This is a genomic window from Gammaproteobacteria bacterium (assembly GCA_037388465.1).
GTDB lineage: Bacteria > Pseudomonadota > Gammaproteobacteria > SpSt-1174 > SpSt-1174 > JARRKE01.
This window is the reverse complement of the sequence record JARRKE010000049.1, coordinates 1-14,756: the sequence shown is the minus strand read 5'-3', so window position 1 is coordinate 14,756 and position 14,756 is coordinate 1. Positions and strand designations below refer to the sequence as shown.

14 protein-coding genes are annotated in these 14,756 nt (G+C 61.9%); 7 read left to right on the top strand and 7 right to left on the bottom strand.

All coding sequences use genetic code 11. The features are described 5' to 3' along the window. From P8Y64_09930 to P8Y64_09920, 3 genes are all read right to left on the bottom strand, one after another. On the bottom strand, positions 1–1,805 hold a 1,805-nt coding region (locus P8Y64_09930; GenBank protein MEJ2060789.1), incomplete at its 3' end, for a M3 family metallopeptidase. Positions 1,806–1,847: 42 nt separating this feature from the next. Further along, positions 1,848–2,804, bottom strand: a complete 957-nt coding sequence (locus P8Y64_09925) for a GIDE domain-containing protein (GenBank protein ID MEJ2060788.1) — start codon at positions 2,802–2,804, stop codon at positions 1,848–1,850. A 9-nt stretch (positions 2,805–2,813) separates the two neighbouring features. Further along, positions 2,814–3,380, bottom strand: coding sequence for a LemA family protein (locus P8Y64_09920; protein ID MEJ2060787.1), 567 nt, complete (start codon positions 3,378–3,380; stop codon positions 2,814–2,816). A 149-nt stretch (positions 3,381–3,529) separates the two neighbouring features. Here P8Y64_09920 and P8Y64_09915 point away from each other — a divergent pair, with 149 nt between their 5' ends. Continuing rightward, positions 3,530–4,432, top strand: a complete 903-nt coding sequence (locus P8Y64_09915; protein ID MEJ2060786.1) for a phosphate ABC transporter substrate-binding protein — start codon at positions 3,530–3,532, stop codon at positions 4,430–4,432. Positions 4,433–4,442: 10 nt separating this feature from the next. Here P8Y64_09915 and gyrB read toward each other — a convergent pair whose 3' ends face one another. The 4 genes from gyrB to dnaA all read right to left on the bottom strand — a co-directional run bounded on the left by gyrB (position 4,443) and on the right by dnaA (position 10,617). Continuing rightward, positions 4,443–6,851 (bottom strand): DNA topoisomerase (ATP-hydrolyzing) subunit B, encoded by a 2,409-nt coding sequence (gyrB, locus tag P8Y64_09910; protein MEJ2060785.1) that lies wholly within the window; start codon positions 6,849–6,851, stop codon positions 4,443–4,445. Between the two features lie 25 nt (positions 6,852–6,876). Continuing rightward, entirely contained in the window at positions 6,877–7,953 is a 1,077-nt protein-coding gene (gene recF, locus P8Y64_09905) for a DNA replication/repair protein RecF (protein ID MEJ2060784.1), read from the bottom strand. 7 nt (positions 7,954–7,960) lie between these two features. Then, on the bottom strand, positions 7,961–9,061 hold the full coding sequence (dnaN, locus tag P8Y64_09900; GenBank protein MEJ2060783.1) for a DNA polymerase III subunit beta: 1,101 nt from the start codon (positions 9,059–9,061) through the stop codon (positions 7,961–7,963). 227 nt (positions 9,062–9,288) lie between these two features. Next, a complete protein-coding gene (gene dnaA / locus P8Y64_09895) occupies positions 9,289–10,617 on the bottom strand; it encodes a chromosomal replication initiator protein DnaA (protein MEJ2060782.1) in 1,329 nt (442 codons plus the stop codon). A gap of 173 nt (positions 10,618–10,790) precedes the next feature. Here dnaA and rpmH point away from each other — a divergent pair, with 173 nt between their 5' ends. The 6 genes from rpmH to P8Y64_09865 all read left to right on the top strand — a co-directional run. Beyond that, positions 10,791–10,925, top strand: a complete 135-nt coding sequence (rpmH, locus tag P8Y64_09890) for a 50S ribosomal protein L34 (protein MEJ2060781.1) — start codon at positions 10,791–10,793, stop codon at positions 10,923–10,925. Then, positions 10,922–11,308, top strand: a complete 387-nt coding sequence (gene rnpA, locus P8Y64_09885) for a ribonuclease P protein component (GenBank protein MEJ2060780.1) — start codon at positions 10,922–10,924, stop codon at positions 11,306–11,308. The genes rpmH and rnpA overlap by 4 nt, the downstream gene beginning before the upstream one ends. Next, positions 11,284–11,532, top strand: a complete 249-nt coding sequence (gene yidD / locus P8Y64_09880) for a membrane protein insertion efficiency factor YidD (protein ID MEJ2060779.1) — start codon at positions 11,284–11,286, stop codon at positions 11,530–11,532. The genes rnpA and yidD overlap by 25 nt, the downstream gene beginning before the upstream one ends. Beyond that, entirely contained in the window at positions 11,525–13,237 is a 1,713-nt protein-coding gene (gene yidC, locus P8Y64_09875) for a membrane protein insertase YidC (GenBank protein ID MEJ2060778.1), read from the top strand. The genes yidD and yidC overlap by 8 nt, the downstream gene beginning before the upstream one ends. Positions 13,238–13,254: 17 nt before the next feature. After that, positions 13,255–14,595: a tRNA uridine-5-carboxymethylaminomethyl(34) synthesis GTPase MnmE gene (mnmE, locus tag P8Y64_09870; GenBank protein MEJ2060777.1), complete on the top strand. Its 1,341-nt coding sequence runs from the start codon at positions 13,255–13,257 to the stop codon at positions 14,593–14,595. Positions 14,596–14,659: 64 nt separating this feature from the next. Further along, positions 14,660–14,756, top strand: a 97-nt coding sequence (locus P8Y64_09865; GenBank protein MEJ2060776.1) for an FAD-dependent oxidoreductase, incomplete at its 3' end; no start/stop codon positions are given.

Sequence of the window (14,756 nt, the reverse complement as noted above, 5' to 3'; positions counted from 1 at the left end):
CCGGCGAAGATGTGCGAAAAGCCGTACTGAAAGCGGTTGAATGCCGGCGGTCTGACCACCGCCACCTCGTCGCGCACCTCGTCCAGGATTTGCTGGATCCACCCGCTGCCACCGTCCCGGTATTCGAGATGGACGCGCATGTCGAACAGTGCGAATTCCACCTGGCGCAGGGTCTGCATGCCGGCCTGGAAGGTCTTGGTCGCGCGCAGCTTGTCGTACAGGTCGTCCGGCAGGGGTTCGCCGGTTTCATAATGCCGTGCGAACAGATCCAGCGGTTCGCGTTCCCAGCACCAGTTCTCCATGAACTGGCTCGGCAGCTCCACCGCGTCCCATTCCACGCCGTTGATGCCGGACACGCTCGGGTAATCGATACGCGTGAGCATGTGATGCAATCCGTGGCCGAACTCGTGGAACAGAGTGATGACCTCGTCGTGGGTGAACAACGCGGGACGCCCGCCGACCGGCGGATTCGAGTTGCAGGTCATGTAGGCGACCGGGATCTGATCCACCTCGGCGGTCTGCATGCGGCTCATGCATTCGTCCATCCATGCCCCGCCGCGTTTGTGCGCCCGCGCGTAGAGATCCAGATAGAACTGCGCACGCAGCTTGCCGGCCTCGTCGCGGATTTCGAAAAAGCGCACGTCCGGATGCCAGACGTCGACGTCCTTCACCTCGGTGAAGCGCACCCCGTACAGACGTGACGTCAGTTGAAACAGGCCATCCAGTACCCGGTCCACCGGAAAGTAGGGCTTGAGTTCCTCACTGGAAAGCGCATAGCGCGACTGCTTGAGTTTTTCCGCCGCATAGCCGAGGTCCCAGGCCTGCAACTCATTAAGACCCAGTTCCTGGCGGGCGAAAGCCTGCAGCGTTTCCAGTTCCTTTTCGGCCGCCGGGCGTGCACGCCGGGCAAGGTCGCGCAGGAAATCCAGCACCTCCTGCGGGGAGCGCGCCATTTTGCGCACCAGGGAGCGCTCCGCGTAATTCGCGAAACCGAGCAGGCCGGCAGCCTCCTGGCGCAGCGCCAGGATCTCCCCCATCAGCGGACCGTTGTCCCACTCACGCTTGTCTCCCAGTTCAGAAGCGCGAGTGACATAGGCGGTGTAAACCGTTTCCCGCAGGGTGCGGTCGTCGGCATGGGTCATCACCGCGTAATAGCTCGGGAATTCCAGGTTGATCAACCACCCGTCCAGGGATTTTTGCCGGGCGTTGTGGGCCAGCAGGTCTCGGGCGGTTTCCGGCAGACCTTTCAGGCTCTGTGCGTCCTCGACATGCTTTTCCCAGGCGTGGGTGGCGTCGAGCAGGTGCTCCTCGAATCGAGACTGCAGTTCAGCCAGACGCTGCTGTATGGCCTTCAGACGCTGCTTTTTCTCCGGCGCCAGGTCCACCCCGTTGAGGTGAAAATCCAGCAGGGCATCCTCGATGACCTTACGCTGGGCCTCGCCGAGTTCCGCGTATTCCGGACTTTCCTTGAGTTGCCGGTACGCACCGTGCAGGTCCTCGCGCTGACCCAGTTCGGTGCCATAGTCGCTGAGCTTGGGCAGGCAGGCGTTATAGGCCTTGCGCAGCGCCTCGCTGTTAACCACCGCGTTCATGTGCCGCACGGGGGACCAGATACGGCCCAGGCGGTCATCGATCCGCTCCAGCGGCTCGATCAAACCCGTCCAGCTGTATTCACCGCGGGCCAGGATCTCATCCACCGCCCTGCGGTTGTCGGCCAGCACCTGGTCGATGGCCGGTTCGACATGTTCGGGGCGGATGGCGGAAAAGGGCGGCAGGCCCTGCATTTCCAGCAGAGGATTGCTCATGGTCTACCTGGTCGGTGCAATGAAATCAGGCCGATTACTCTATCATGACCCCGCGGCCAGGCGGACCAGTACGGCCCAAACCGCCCCGCCTCCCGCCAGGAAAAAGGCACCCAGCCCCGTCCAGGCGATCACACGGTAGCGCACGGCCAGGCCGTCCTGAGGGGTGGCCGAAAGAATGAACGGGCGACCGCTCCTGCCTTTGGACAGCAGATTGATCACGCCACTGACGCTGCGCTTCGCCCTCTGCGTCAATGCCTCCTGCTCGGCCGCCTTGCGTACATCCTCCCACTCCTGCAGATCGATCTTGCCGTCCTCGTTCTTGTCGAACTTGCGCAGATAATGTTCCGGAGATTTTTTCCAGGCGCGCAGAATCGCCACCACGTCCTGGCGATGATCACCGGTGTGGTCGGTGCCGAGGGTACGGAATTCACCAATGGCGTAGAGGTCGTCCAGGGTGTTCAATCGGCGTTCGGTGTATCGGTAGGAGCCGAAGGACAGCGACAGGAATCCACTGCCGAAGGAGCGGCTGACGGCGGGACCGGTGCTGGGCCAGGCCGTGTCACCGAACCAGGTATCCCGTCCGGTAGTAATGACCTCCGCCCCGTCCGGATCGATCACGCACTGTCCGGTGTCGTCCTCGATCAGGAACAAGCCGTCGCTGCGGCCGCTTTCGACCGTTCGCCAGCGCGTGCTGCGATTCCGGCTTCCCGTGTGCTCGCGCCGCTCGATGCGGTATTCATACCAGAGGCAATGACGGCCGGTAAGCGCGGCGACGATGGGCGGACCGTCCATGAGCCGGCCGCTGCCAGTCAGCTCCACGTAGCCCTGCGGCGCGGAACGGATGCGCGCCGTGGGGGTATCCTCGATCAGACGCGCACGGCTCAGACCACGCATGAAGAAATAAAGGCCGGCCAGGGAGGCGGCAACCGCCAGGGCCACCCAGATGCCGAATTCGGTGCTGTCTACGGCGAGGATGCGCGCCTTGAGTTCAAACAGCATGCCTCGACATCAACCGAACAGGGCCTTGATGTTGACGTCGGTCTTTTCCTCGTCGCGGAACTCGAGCAGCTCGAAGGCCTGGAAGCCGATCATCCGCGCGATGATCAGATCGGGAAACTGTTCGATACGGATGTTGTTGAGGTTGACGCTCTCGTTGTAGAACTCGCGCCGGTCCGCAATCGCGTTCTCCAAACCGGAGATGCGCTGTTGCAGGTGCTGGAAGTTTTCGTTCGCGCGCAATTCCGGATAGGCCTCGGCCACCGCGAACAAATTGCCCAGTCCCACCCGCAACGCCCCTTCCGCCTGGCCCAGAGCCTTCACGTCGCCGGCACGCTGCGCATCCGCCACCCGACTGCGGGCCTGCATCACCTTTTGCAACGTTTCCTGTTCGTACTGCATGTACTGCTTGCAGACTTCCACCAGCTTGGGCAGCTCATCATGGCGCTGCTTGAGCAGCACATCGATGTTCGACCATGCCTTGGAAACGTTGTGCTTCAGCGAAACCAGATTGTTGTACAGAATCACGGCATAGATCGCCACCACGATCACGATGCCGAGAAGAATATAGCCGCCCATGAATGCCCCCTGTTTTTGGTTGCTGGCCGCGATTCGAACTGCGTGATAATCTCGACCCTGTATTGCCCAGAACATCATCACATAACAACAAATCCGCTGCCACAGGCAGCCTGGGCATACGCCACTATTTGTTGGGAGGGGCAATCATCGTGATACGCGGTATCTTTTTTCGTGTCTGTCTACTGGCGCTGCTGATTTTACCGGCGCCATCCTTCGCCGCAACCAAGACGCTGAGCTGGGCGGGCTGCGGCATCACCAAAAAGGCCTTCATGCAGGATCTCGCCAAGGCCTTCGAAACCAAGACCGGGATACACATCAGTCTGTCCGGCGGAGGCGCCACCTACGGTATCCGCCAGGTGGCGGCCGGCAAGGTCGACATGGGCGGGTCCTGCCGTTTTCGTATCGAGGGCGATCCGAACGAACTGCAACCGGTATTCAAACCCATCGCCTGGGACGCACTGGTGGTAATCGTCAACCGCAACAACCCCGTCGACAACATCAGCTTCGCCCAGTTGCGCGGGATTCTGCTCGGCAAGATCACCAACTGGAAACAACTGGGCGGGCAGGACGCCCCCATCCATCTGCTGGTCCGCAAGGGCAAGATATCAGGGGTCGGGCGCACCCTGCGCAAGCTGGTGCTGGCGGATTACGACGCGGATCTCGCCCGTTACGCGTACAAGGAATACCCCTCGTCCGGCCCGCTGGAACAGGCCATCCCCAAGGACCTGCTGGCGCTGGGCGTGACCGGCATCAGCAGCGGCCGCAAACGGCCGGTCAAGATACTCAGCCTCGATGGCAAACAGCCGACGCCGGAAAACATCCACAGCGGCGCCTACACCCTGTACCGGCCGCTTTATCTGGTTTACTCGCCCACCGATGAGAATCTGAAACTGGTCAAGCAGTTTATCGCCTTCGCCTACAGCAGCGAGGGGCGGGCCATTATTCGCAAGAACCGGGTCGTACCCTATATGGATGCGCTGGGGCTGGTCATGAAACAGCTCGAACAGGACAAGCGCGCCCGCGACATGGGTCTTTACAAGGCAACCAATTGATTTTTAAGGATTAAATATCAATATTGCTGGCGGCGAGCGCGTTCTGCTCGATAAAGTCGCGCCGCGGCTCCACCTGATCGCCCATCAGGGTCGTAAAGACCTCGTCCGCCGCAACCGCATCCTCGATGCGCACCTGCAGCATACGCCGGGTCTCCGGATTCATGGTGGTCTCCCACAGTTGCTCGGGGTTCATCTCGCCCAGCCCCTTGTAGCGCTGGATCGACAATCCGCGCTTGGCCTCGTTCATCAGCCATTCGACTACCTGGCCGAAATGCTGCACCGGCTGTGACTTCTCCCCCCGCTGCACGCGGGCCGTCTCGTCGAGCAATCCGTCCAGGCGTTCGGCCAGAGAACGGATCAACTCGAATTCCGAGGAAGCGAAGAATTCGTGGCCGTAGGGATGGACGATCGGCTGACCGTGCACAATACGCGTCAGTAACGCCCGCGCCCGGTCCTGTTCGTCCTGCACCACCTCGTAACGCATGCTGCGCCGCAGGTTCTCGGGGACAGCGTCCAGCACCCGTCCGAACCAGGTGTCGAGCGCCGTCGGGTCCGCATACTGTTCAGCCGCCAACGGGGCATTGAACAGCATCGAACGCAACAGTGCCGGCTCGTGCCGGCGCGACAGCCGCTCGATGGTGTTTTCCACCGCCGTGTAGCTGAGTGCCAGTTCCTCCAGCGCCTGGCCGCTGATCGGCGGCGCACCCTCGCTGACGTACAGGCGGGCATCCTCCAGCGCGGTCTGCAGCAGGTGCGTGAGCAGTGCCTGATCGTCCTTGACGTATTGTTCCTGTTTGCCCTTTTTGAGTTTGTACAACGGCGGCTGGGCGATATAGACATAGCCGCGCTCCACCAGCTCCGGCATCTGGCGGTAGAAGAAGGTCAGCAGCAGGGTGCGGATGTGGGAGCCGTCCACGTCGGCATCGGTCATGATGATGATGCGGTGGTAACGCAGCTTGTCCACGTCGAATTCGTCTTTGCCGATGCCACATCCGAGCGCCGTGATCAGGGTCGCGACCTCCGCGGAGGACAGCATCTTGTCAAAGCGTGCCTTTTCGACGTTCAGGATCTTGCCCTTCAGCGGCAGGATCGCCTGGGTGCGCCGGTCCCTTCCCTGTTTTGCGGAACCCCCGGCGGAATCGCCCTCCACCAGATACAGTTCGCAGAGGGCGGGATCCTTTTCCTGGCAGTCCGCCAGCTTACCGGGCAGCCCGGCCACGTCCAGCGCTCCTTTGCGACGGGTCATCTCGCGCGCGCGGCGCGCGGCGTCCCGGGCACGGGCCGCTTCGATGATCTTTTGCGTAATCATCTTGGCCTCGGCCGGCGTTTCGAGCAGGAATTCGTAAAACCGCTCGTTCATGGCCGACTCGACCACGCCCTTCACTTCCGAGGACACCAGTTTGTCCTTGGTCTGGGACGAGAACTTGGGATCGGGCACCTTCACGGACACCACGGCCGTCAGCCCTTCCCGGGCGTCGTCGCCGGTGGTCACCACCTTCTGTTTCTTGGTGATGCCCTCTTTTTCCATATACTGGTTCAGGCTGCGGGTCAGCGCCGCACGGAATCCTGCCAGATGGGTGCCGCCGTCACGCTGCGGGATGTTGTTGGTGAAGCAGAAGATGTTTTCCTGGTAGGAATCGTTCCATTGCAGGGCCACCTCCACCACGATGTGGTCGCGTTCGACCTGGAAATAGACCACGGAGGGGTGCAGGGGCGTTTTTTTCCTGTTCAGGTGTTCGACGAACGCCCGGATGCCGCCCTGGTACTCGAACACATCGCGTTTGTCGCTGCGTTCGTCTTCCAGCACGATGCGCACGCCGGAATTGAGGAACGACAGCTCGCGCAGCCGCTTGGACAGGATGTCGTAGTGATATTCGGTGTCCGTGAAGATCGAGTGACTGGGTTTGAAATGCACCGTGGTGCCGGTCTTGTCCGATTCCCCGACAACGGCCAGCGATCCCTGCGGCTCGCCCAGCTGATACTGCTGGTTGTGAATCTTGCCGTCACGATAAATGGTGAGTTCCAGGTTCTCGGACAAGGCGTTGACGACCGATACGCCCACGCCGTGCAATCCGCCCGAGACCTTGTAGGAGTTGTCGTCGAACTTACCCCCGGCATGCAGGACGGTCATGATGACCTCCGCGGCCGAGCGCCCCTCCTCAGGATGGATATCCACCGGAATGCCACGGCCGTTGTCGGTGACCGTCACGGAGTTGTCCTGGTGGATGGTGACCTTGATCTCCGTGCAATACCCGGCCAAGGCCTCGTCGATCGAGTTGTCCACCACCTCGAAGACCATATGGTGCAGGCCGGTGCCGTCGTCCGTATCGCCGATATACATACCGGGTCGCTTGCGGACGGCTTCCAGACCTTTCAGGACCTTGATACTGTGGGAGTCGTAGCTTGTTTGTTCCGTCATAAATGGGATCTCCTGCAAGCCGCCATTATACCAGTTCCGTCACCCCGCCTTGTTTCACGTGAAACATTTTCTCGATCCGGCCATCGGTCGAATCGAGGCTGTCAGGTTCGATGGCGGTGATAAAGCCCTGGGCCCCGAGCCGCTGCAGGGCCTGCAGCAAACGCTGGCGATGCCGGCTGTCCAGTTCGGATGGCAGATCGTCGACCAGGAACAGCGCCGACTCGCCGCGGATCCGATTGAAACGCCCGGCCTGGGCCAGGCGCAGTGCCGCGACCAGGGTCTTGATCTGTCCGCGCGATGCCGTCTGTGCCGCCGGCTCACCATCCAGCTGGATATCCAGTTCAGCGCGCTGTGGACCGACCTGGGTAAATCCGCGTCTCAGTTCCACCTCTCGATGGCGGTGCAGCACCTCCGGCAGGGTCTGGCGTTCCGTCCAGCCGCGCCGATATTGGAGCCCGATACGTCCAGTGAGTTCGAGATCCTCCATGGCCTGATCAAGAAACGGCTCCAACGATGACAAATAGGCCTGTCGGGCCTCGGTCAGTTCCACAGCGGCCTGGATAAAGGTTTCTGTCCAGATCCCCAACTCGCGCGAAGCACGGCCCAGGCGCAGAAGCTGATTGCGCTGCTCCAACGCGCGGCGAAATCGCTGCCAGATCGGGTGGAAAGCCGAACTGTCGTGGAAACAACCCCAGTCCAGAAATGCCCGGCGTTCGCCCGGGCCACCCAGCACCAGGGCATCCGAACCGGGATGGACCACCAGCACGGGCAGGTGCTGGGCCAGACTGGAAACCGAAGGGGCCGGCTTACGGTCGATACGCGCCAGCAGTTGGCGTCCGCGCCGTTCGACGCCGATCGGCATATTGCGACCGTCCGCCACGATCTGCCCAGAAATACGCAACACCTCACTGCCGTGTCGGGGCAGGGCATCCAGCGTGGTCTCCCGGAAGGAGCGGGCGTGGGCGAGAAAGAAAATAGCCTCGAGAAGGCTGGTCTTGCCGGCGGCGTTGTCGCCGTAGATAAGATTCAGGCCCGGTGCGAAGCACAGCCGGGCCTGTTCGATACAGCGCAGGTTGGTGATGTTCAGTTCAGCGAGGTGCACTCACGACCTACAGACGCATGGGCATGACCACGAAGCGGGCCTCGGGGGACTTCGGGTCGTACAGCAGGGTGCTGCTGTTCGCATCCTTGAAATTGGCCTCGACCGTGTCCCCGGTAACCGTACTCAACACATCGATCAGGTAATTGACGTTGAAGCCGATCTCCAGTTCACCGCCCTGGTAATTGGCACTGAGCTCTTCTTCGGCCTCTTCCTGCTCCGGGTTGTGGGCCTGGATGCGCACGGCGTCCTTGCCCAGCATCAAACGAATGCCACGGTACTTTTCGTTGGACAGGATGGAGGCACGCGACAGGGCCTGACGCAGTACCTCGCGATCGATGCTGAGGGTCTTGTCCGTGTCCTGCGGCAACACCCGGTTGAAATCGGGGAAGCGGCCGTCGATGAGCTTGGAAGTGAAGCGCAGTCCCTGAAGTTCGATGCGAATGTGATTGGCGCCCAGCTGGATGGTGACGGGTTCATCGGTGTGGTCGAGCAGACGCTGCAATTCCATCACGCTCTTGCGGGGGATGATGACCTGCTGGGGATTGGCGATATCCAGGCCGTCACGATGCTCGCACAGGGCCAAACGGTGACCGTCCGTAGCCACCGCACGCAGAATGTCTTTGTCTGCATCGAGCAGCAGGCCGTTGAGGTAATAGCGCACGTCCTGGTTGGCCATCGCAAAGGCCGTGCGTTCGATCAGCGACTTCAACACCTGCTGGCTGACCGTGAGGCTTTGCTGGAACTTGGTGTCCTCCAGCACGGGGAACTCGCTGGCCGGCAACGTGGACAAGGTGAAGCGGCTGCGTCCGGCGCGCATCACGGCTCGGTCCTTGTCCAGCGAGAACTCGATCTGAACCTCCTCCGGCAAGGCCTTGCAGATATCCAGCAATTTGCGGGCGGGAACGGTGATCTCTCCGGGTTCATCAACAGCCAGAGGCTGCTTGGCCTGCAACTCGACCTCGAGATCCGTAGCTGTCAGCTCGAGCAGATCGTTCGTGGCGCGAATCAGCACGTTGCCCAGAGCCGCCAGGGTCTGGCGCCGTTCAACGGCACCGATGACCTGTTGCAGGGGCTTGAGAAGATCCTCGCGAGCGATGCTGAATTTCATGGTGCCAAATCCTAGTTATTAGTTTTAAGAAAGACAGTAATAATAATAAGTGCGCCGCTTTGCTGCGGATAACTTTAAATTTATCCTTAAAATTCAGCTAGTTATACCGCTATTCAGGCTGTTGGCAGTGGTCTGAACACGCGGGGAATAGCTGTGGATGAAATGTGGATGAGTGCCATGGCATTCAGATTCTGACAACAAGCCCACAAGTTATCCACAGAAGTGTACTAGCTGCTCAAGGTTCGCAACAAATTGGTGTAATCCTCGCTGACGCGCATATCGGATTCCCGCAATTCCTTGATCTTACGGCAGGCATGCAGGACCGTCGTGTGATCGCGTCCCCCGAATTCCTCGCCGATCTCCGGCAGGCTGTGGTTGGTCAGTTCCTTGGCCAGGGCCATGGCGACCTGCCGGGGGCGGGCGATGGAGCGGCTGCGCCGGCTGGACAGCAGATCGGAGACGCGGATCTTGTAGTACTCGGCCACGGTTTTTTGGATGTTGCCGATGGTGATCAGCTTGTCCTGCAGGGCCAGCAGGTCGCGCAGCGCCTCCTTGGCGAAATCCAGGGTGATCGGATGGCCGGTGAAATGGGCGTTGGCGATCACCCGGCGCAGGGCGCCCTCCAGCTCACGGATGTTGGAATGAATGCGTTTGGCGATAAAGAAGGCGACTTCGCCCGGCAATTCGATGCCGGCCTGTTCCGCCTTTTTCTGCAAAATGGCGACACGGGTTTCCAGTTCGGGAGGCTCGATGGCGACGGTCAATCCCCAGCCGAAGCGTGATTTGAGGCGTTCCTCCAGGCCGTCCACCTCCTTGGGGAAGCGGTCGCAGGTCAGGATCACCTGTTGCTGGCTTTCCAGCAGGGCGTTGAAGGTGTGGAAGAACTCCTCCTGGGAGCGCTCCTTGCCGGCGAAGAACTGGATGTCGTCGATCAGCAGGGCGTCGACCGAACGGTAATAACGTTTGAAGTCTTCGATGGCGTTGTGCTGCAGCGCCTTGATCATGTCGGCCACGAAGCGTTCGGAATGCAGATAGACGACCTTTGCATTCGGCTTCAGGGCCAGGATCATATTGCCCACCGCATGCATCAAATGGGTCTTGCCGAGGCCGACGCCGCCGTAGATGAACAGGGGGTTGTAGGCCTGCCCGACATTCTCCGCGACCTGCCGGGAGGCGGCGCGGGCCAGCTGATTGGATTTGCCTTCGATGAAGTTGTCGAAGGTGAAGTTGCGGTTGAGGTTGTTGGTGAAGCGGGGAGAGCTTGCCGCGGGACGGGGTTGGGATTCGGCCACGGCATGGTTTACCGGAGCATCGGCCGCGCCGACCTCGACCCTGACCTGCAGGTCGGTATCGCCGGTGAGTTCCGCCGCGAGATTCTGGATGCGGCTGAAGATGTTCTCGTTGATCCAGTCGACGACGATGCGATTCGGTGCCAGGAGGCGGAGTTCGTGATCGCTGGCGACCGCGTGCAGCGGCCTGACCCACATGTTGATGGCCTGCTCGTCGATCTCACCTGAGAGGCGTTCCACGCACTGCTGCCAGATGAGGTTGGACATCTAAGGCGTACTCCTCCAGGAATCGACGGGCTATAAAAGGGGGAAGCAAGTCTATACCTTAGCGCGGACAGTTATCCACACCCTGTGCGGATTGACATTGCGCGCAGTTATCAGTATTTTTGCCGGCCTTTTTGAAGCGGCCCCGAGCGGGTCCCTGCGGGAGCAGCAAGCAGATGAAAAGAACGTTCCAGCCCAGCAACCTGAAGCGCAAGCGTACGCACGGCTTTCGTGCGCGTATGGCCACCCGTGGCGGCCGCAAGGTCCTGAACGCCCGTCGCGCGAAGGGTCGCGCGCGCCTCTGCCCCTGAGCCCGGCTCCCGAACGAACCGAACGGAGATTCCCCCGTCCGGCGCGGCTGCTGACATCTGCCCAGTTCGCCCGGGTGTTCTCCCGGCCTGAACGAAGCGGCGACCGCGCGTTCACCCTGCTGGCGAGAGTCAACGAGTGCGGACACGCACGGCTCGGTTTGGCGATTTCCAGAAAGTGCGCCAAACGTGCGGTGGATCGGCAGCGCCTCAAGCGCCTGATCCGTGAAAGTTTCCGACATCACCAGCACGGTTTGCCCTGCATCGACATCGTCGTGATGTGCAAACCGCCGGCGGTGGAGCTGTCGAATCACGACGTATTTGAATCGCTGGACAAGCACTGGCGAAGGCTGACACGGCAATGCGCGCCCTCCTCATCGGATTGATCCGCTTTTATCAGTACGTGATCAGCCCCCTTATCGGGCCGCGCTGTCGTTACAGCCCCACCTGTTCCAGTTACAGCATCGAAGCCCTGCAGAAACATGGCATACTGCGCGGCGGCCGTCTGGCGCTGCGCCGCATCCTGAGCTGTCACCCCTGGGGCGGCAGCGGCTACGACCCGGTCCCCGATCCCAACGAACCCAACGCGCGACACCGTCACCATGGATAACCAGCGCCCGATTCTTTATCTCGCCCTCGCCTTTTTGCTGTTCTTCATCTGGCAGACCTGGCAGACCGACCACCTGCAGAAACAGGCGCCGGCCAAGGCCAGCACCGAACAAACAACCGCGGCGCCCGCAACCCCGGCGGCGAAGCCCGGTGAGGTGCCGGGCCCTTCCACAGCCGACATGCCACCGGCTGACGAGACCACGCCGGCCAAGCCCAAGCCGGCAACGGCGAGCGTGCCGGCCGAGGGCCAGATTATCCATGTGCGTACCGACCTGCTCGATGTGGAGATCAGCACCCGGGGCGGGACGCTGATCAAGGCGCAGCTGCCGACCTACCCCGTTTCCGTCGAGCAGCCCGACGTGCCGTTCGTCGTGCTGCACGAAGCCGGCCGCGCCTATGTGGCCCAGAGCGGACTGATCAGCGACCAGGGGAAAGGCAACGGTCTGACCGTGCCGAATCATCACGCCGTGTTCCAGGCGCAAAAGCTGAACTATGAGCTGGCGCCCGGGCAGAACGAGCTGCGCGTCCCCCTGACCTGGCGTAACGCCGACGGCATGGTGGTGACCAAAACCTATATCTTTGAGCGCGACAAGTTCCTCATCAAGCTGGATACCCAGGTCCATAACGGCAGCGGCAGGACCTGGAGCGGCCGCCAGTACCGTCAGCTGCGCCACGGCGAGGTGGTGACGCACCATTCCTTCACCCAGCCGCATACCTACAGCTTCACCGGCGCGGCCTATTACGAAGACGGGCGTTACGAAAAGCTGGCCTTCGACAAGATGCAGGAGAATCCGCTGGACAAGACCCTGACCGGCGGCTGGATCGCGATGCTGCAGCACTACTTCCTGTCCGCGTGGGTTCCCGCGCAGGACGCCAAGGAAAAGTATTACACCCGCGTGCTGGGCAAAGGCGACGACGCTCAGTACATGATCGGCCTGCTCTCGCCGAGCCATACCGTGGCGCCCGGCCAGAACGCCGTCTTCAAGGCCGAGCTGTATGTCGGGCCCAAGGTCCAGAAACGGCTGGAGGCCATCGCCCCTGGCCTGGAGCTGACCAACGACTACGGCATCTTCACCTTCCTGGCCAAGCCTATCTTCTGGCTGATGGTGCATATCCATAAGATCGTGGGCAACTGGGGCTGGTCGATCATCCTGCTGACGGTGCTGATCAAGCTGGCCTTCTTCAAGCTGTCCGCCACCAGCTATCGTTCCATGGCGCGCATGCGCGCCATGCAGCCCAAGATCGCGGCCATCAAGGAGCGCCTCGGCGACGACCGCTCGGCGCTCGGCCAGGCGACCATGGAGTTGTACAAGAAGGAAAAGATCAATCCGCTGGGCGGCTGCCTGCCGATCGTGGTGCAGATCCCGGTGTTCATCGCCCTGTACTGGGTGCTGCTGGAGAGCGTCGAGCTGCGTCAGGCACCGTTCATGTTCTGGATCAACGACCTGTCGGTGAAGGACCCCTACTACGTGCTGCCCGTCATCATGGGTGTCACCATGTTCCTGCAGCAGCGGCTGAACCCGCCGCAGATCGATCCCATGCAGCAGAAGATCATGATGATCATGCCGGTGGCGTTCACCTTCTTTTTCGCCTTCTTCCCGTCGGGCCTGGTGCTTTACTGGCTGACCAACAACATCCTCTCCATCGCTCAGCAGTGGGTCATCACGCGCAAGATCGAGCGTGACATGGAGCTCAAGCGGCGCTGAACACGCCCGCGGCTGTGATGGCCGACTATCAGGAAACCATTGCCGCCATCGCCACGCCTCCCGGGCGTGGCGGTATCGGCGTGATCCGGCTCTCCGGCCCCGCCGTACCCGCGATCGCCGAAACGCTCTTCGGCCGGCTGCCCGCCGCCCGCACGGCCACGCTGACACGCGTCCGCGACGCCGCGGGCGAGACGCTGGACGAGATCGTCGCCCTGTATTTCGAGGCGCCGCGTTCCTTCACCGGTGAGCATGTGCTTGAGCTGCAGGGGCACGGCGGACCGGTGGTGCTGGACATGATCCTGGGCCGAGTGCTCGAGCTCGGCGCCCGCCTGGCCCGCCCCGGGGAATTCACCCTGCGCGCCTATCTCAACGACAAGCTCGACCTGGCTCAGGCCGAGGCGGTGGCCGACCTGATCGACAGCGGCTCGCGGGTAGCGGCGCGCAGCGCCATGCATTCCCTGCAAGGGGTGTTTTCCGAGCGCGTCGAGGCGCTGCACGAAACGCTGATCGGCTTGCGCACGCATATCGAGGCCTGCCTGGATTTCGCCGAAGAGGAAATCGATTTTCTGGCCGACGCGGCGTTGAACGCCCGCCTGCAGGACGCCGTCGGGCAGCTGGACCGGCTGCTGGCCGGCGCCCGTCAGGGACGCCTGCTGCGCGAAGGCCTGCAGGTCGTGATCCTGGGGCGGCCGAACGCGGGCAAGTCCAGCCTGTTGAATTACCTGAGCGGCCACAACAGCGCCATCGTCACCGAGATCCCGGGCACCACCCGCGACGTGCTGCGCGAACAGATCGAGATCGACGGCCTGCCGATCCACATCATCGACACCGCCGGGCTGCGCGACAGCGCGGATCCGGTGGAACAGGAAGGCATCCGCCGCGCCTGGGACGAGGTGTCACGGGCGGATCTGGTGCTGATCCTGATTGACGACGTGCAGGGCGTACAGGACATCGAACAGACGGCCGTGCAACGTGTCGAGGCGGCGGGCGTCGCCGTCCTGCAGGTGTTCAACAAGGTGGATCTGAGCAGCGGTGCGTCCGGCGAGCGGCCGGACGGTCTGGGCATCTCCGCCAGAACCGGCATCGGCATGCCGGCCCTGTATCAGCGTATCAAGGCGCTGGCGCACTACGGCGGCGGGGAGGAAGGGCTGTTCATCGCCCGGCGCAGGCACCTCGACGCCCTGCAACAGACCGGCCGTCACCTGCAGGCCGCCGTGCCGCTGCTGCAGCAAGGCAGCGGGGAACTGGCCGCGGAGGAACTGAGGCTTGCGCACGAGGCGCTGGGCGAGATCACCGGCCGATTCAGCGCCGACGACCTGCTCGGGCGGATCTTTTCGACCTTTTGCATCGGCAAGTAGCGGCTTGGTGGCAAATCCGGCGGCGGCGTAAAATGCGATACCCGCGTATTCAGGTGTAGACAAAGTGCAGTACCCGACAGATTTCGATGTCATCGTCATAGGTGGCGGCCACGCCGGTACGGAAGCGGCACTGGCGGCCGCCCGCCTCGGTGTGCGCACGC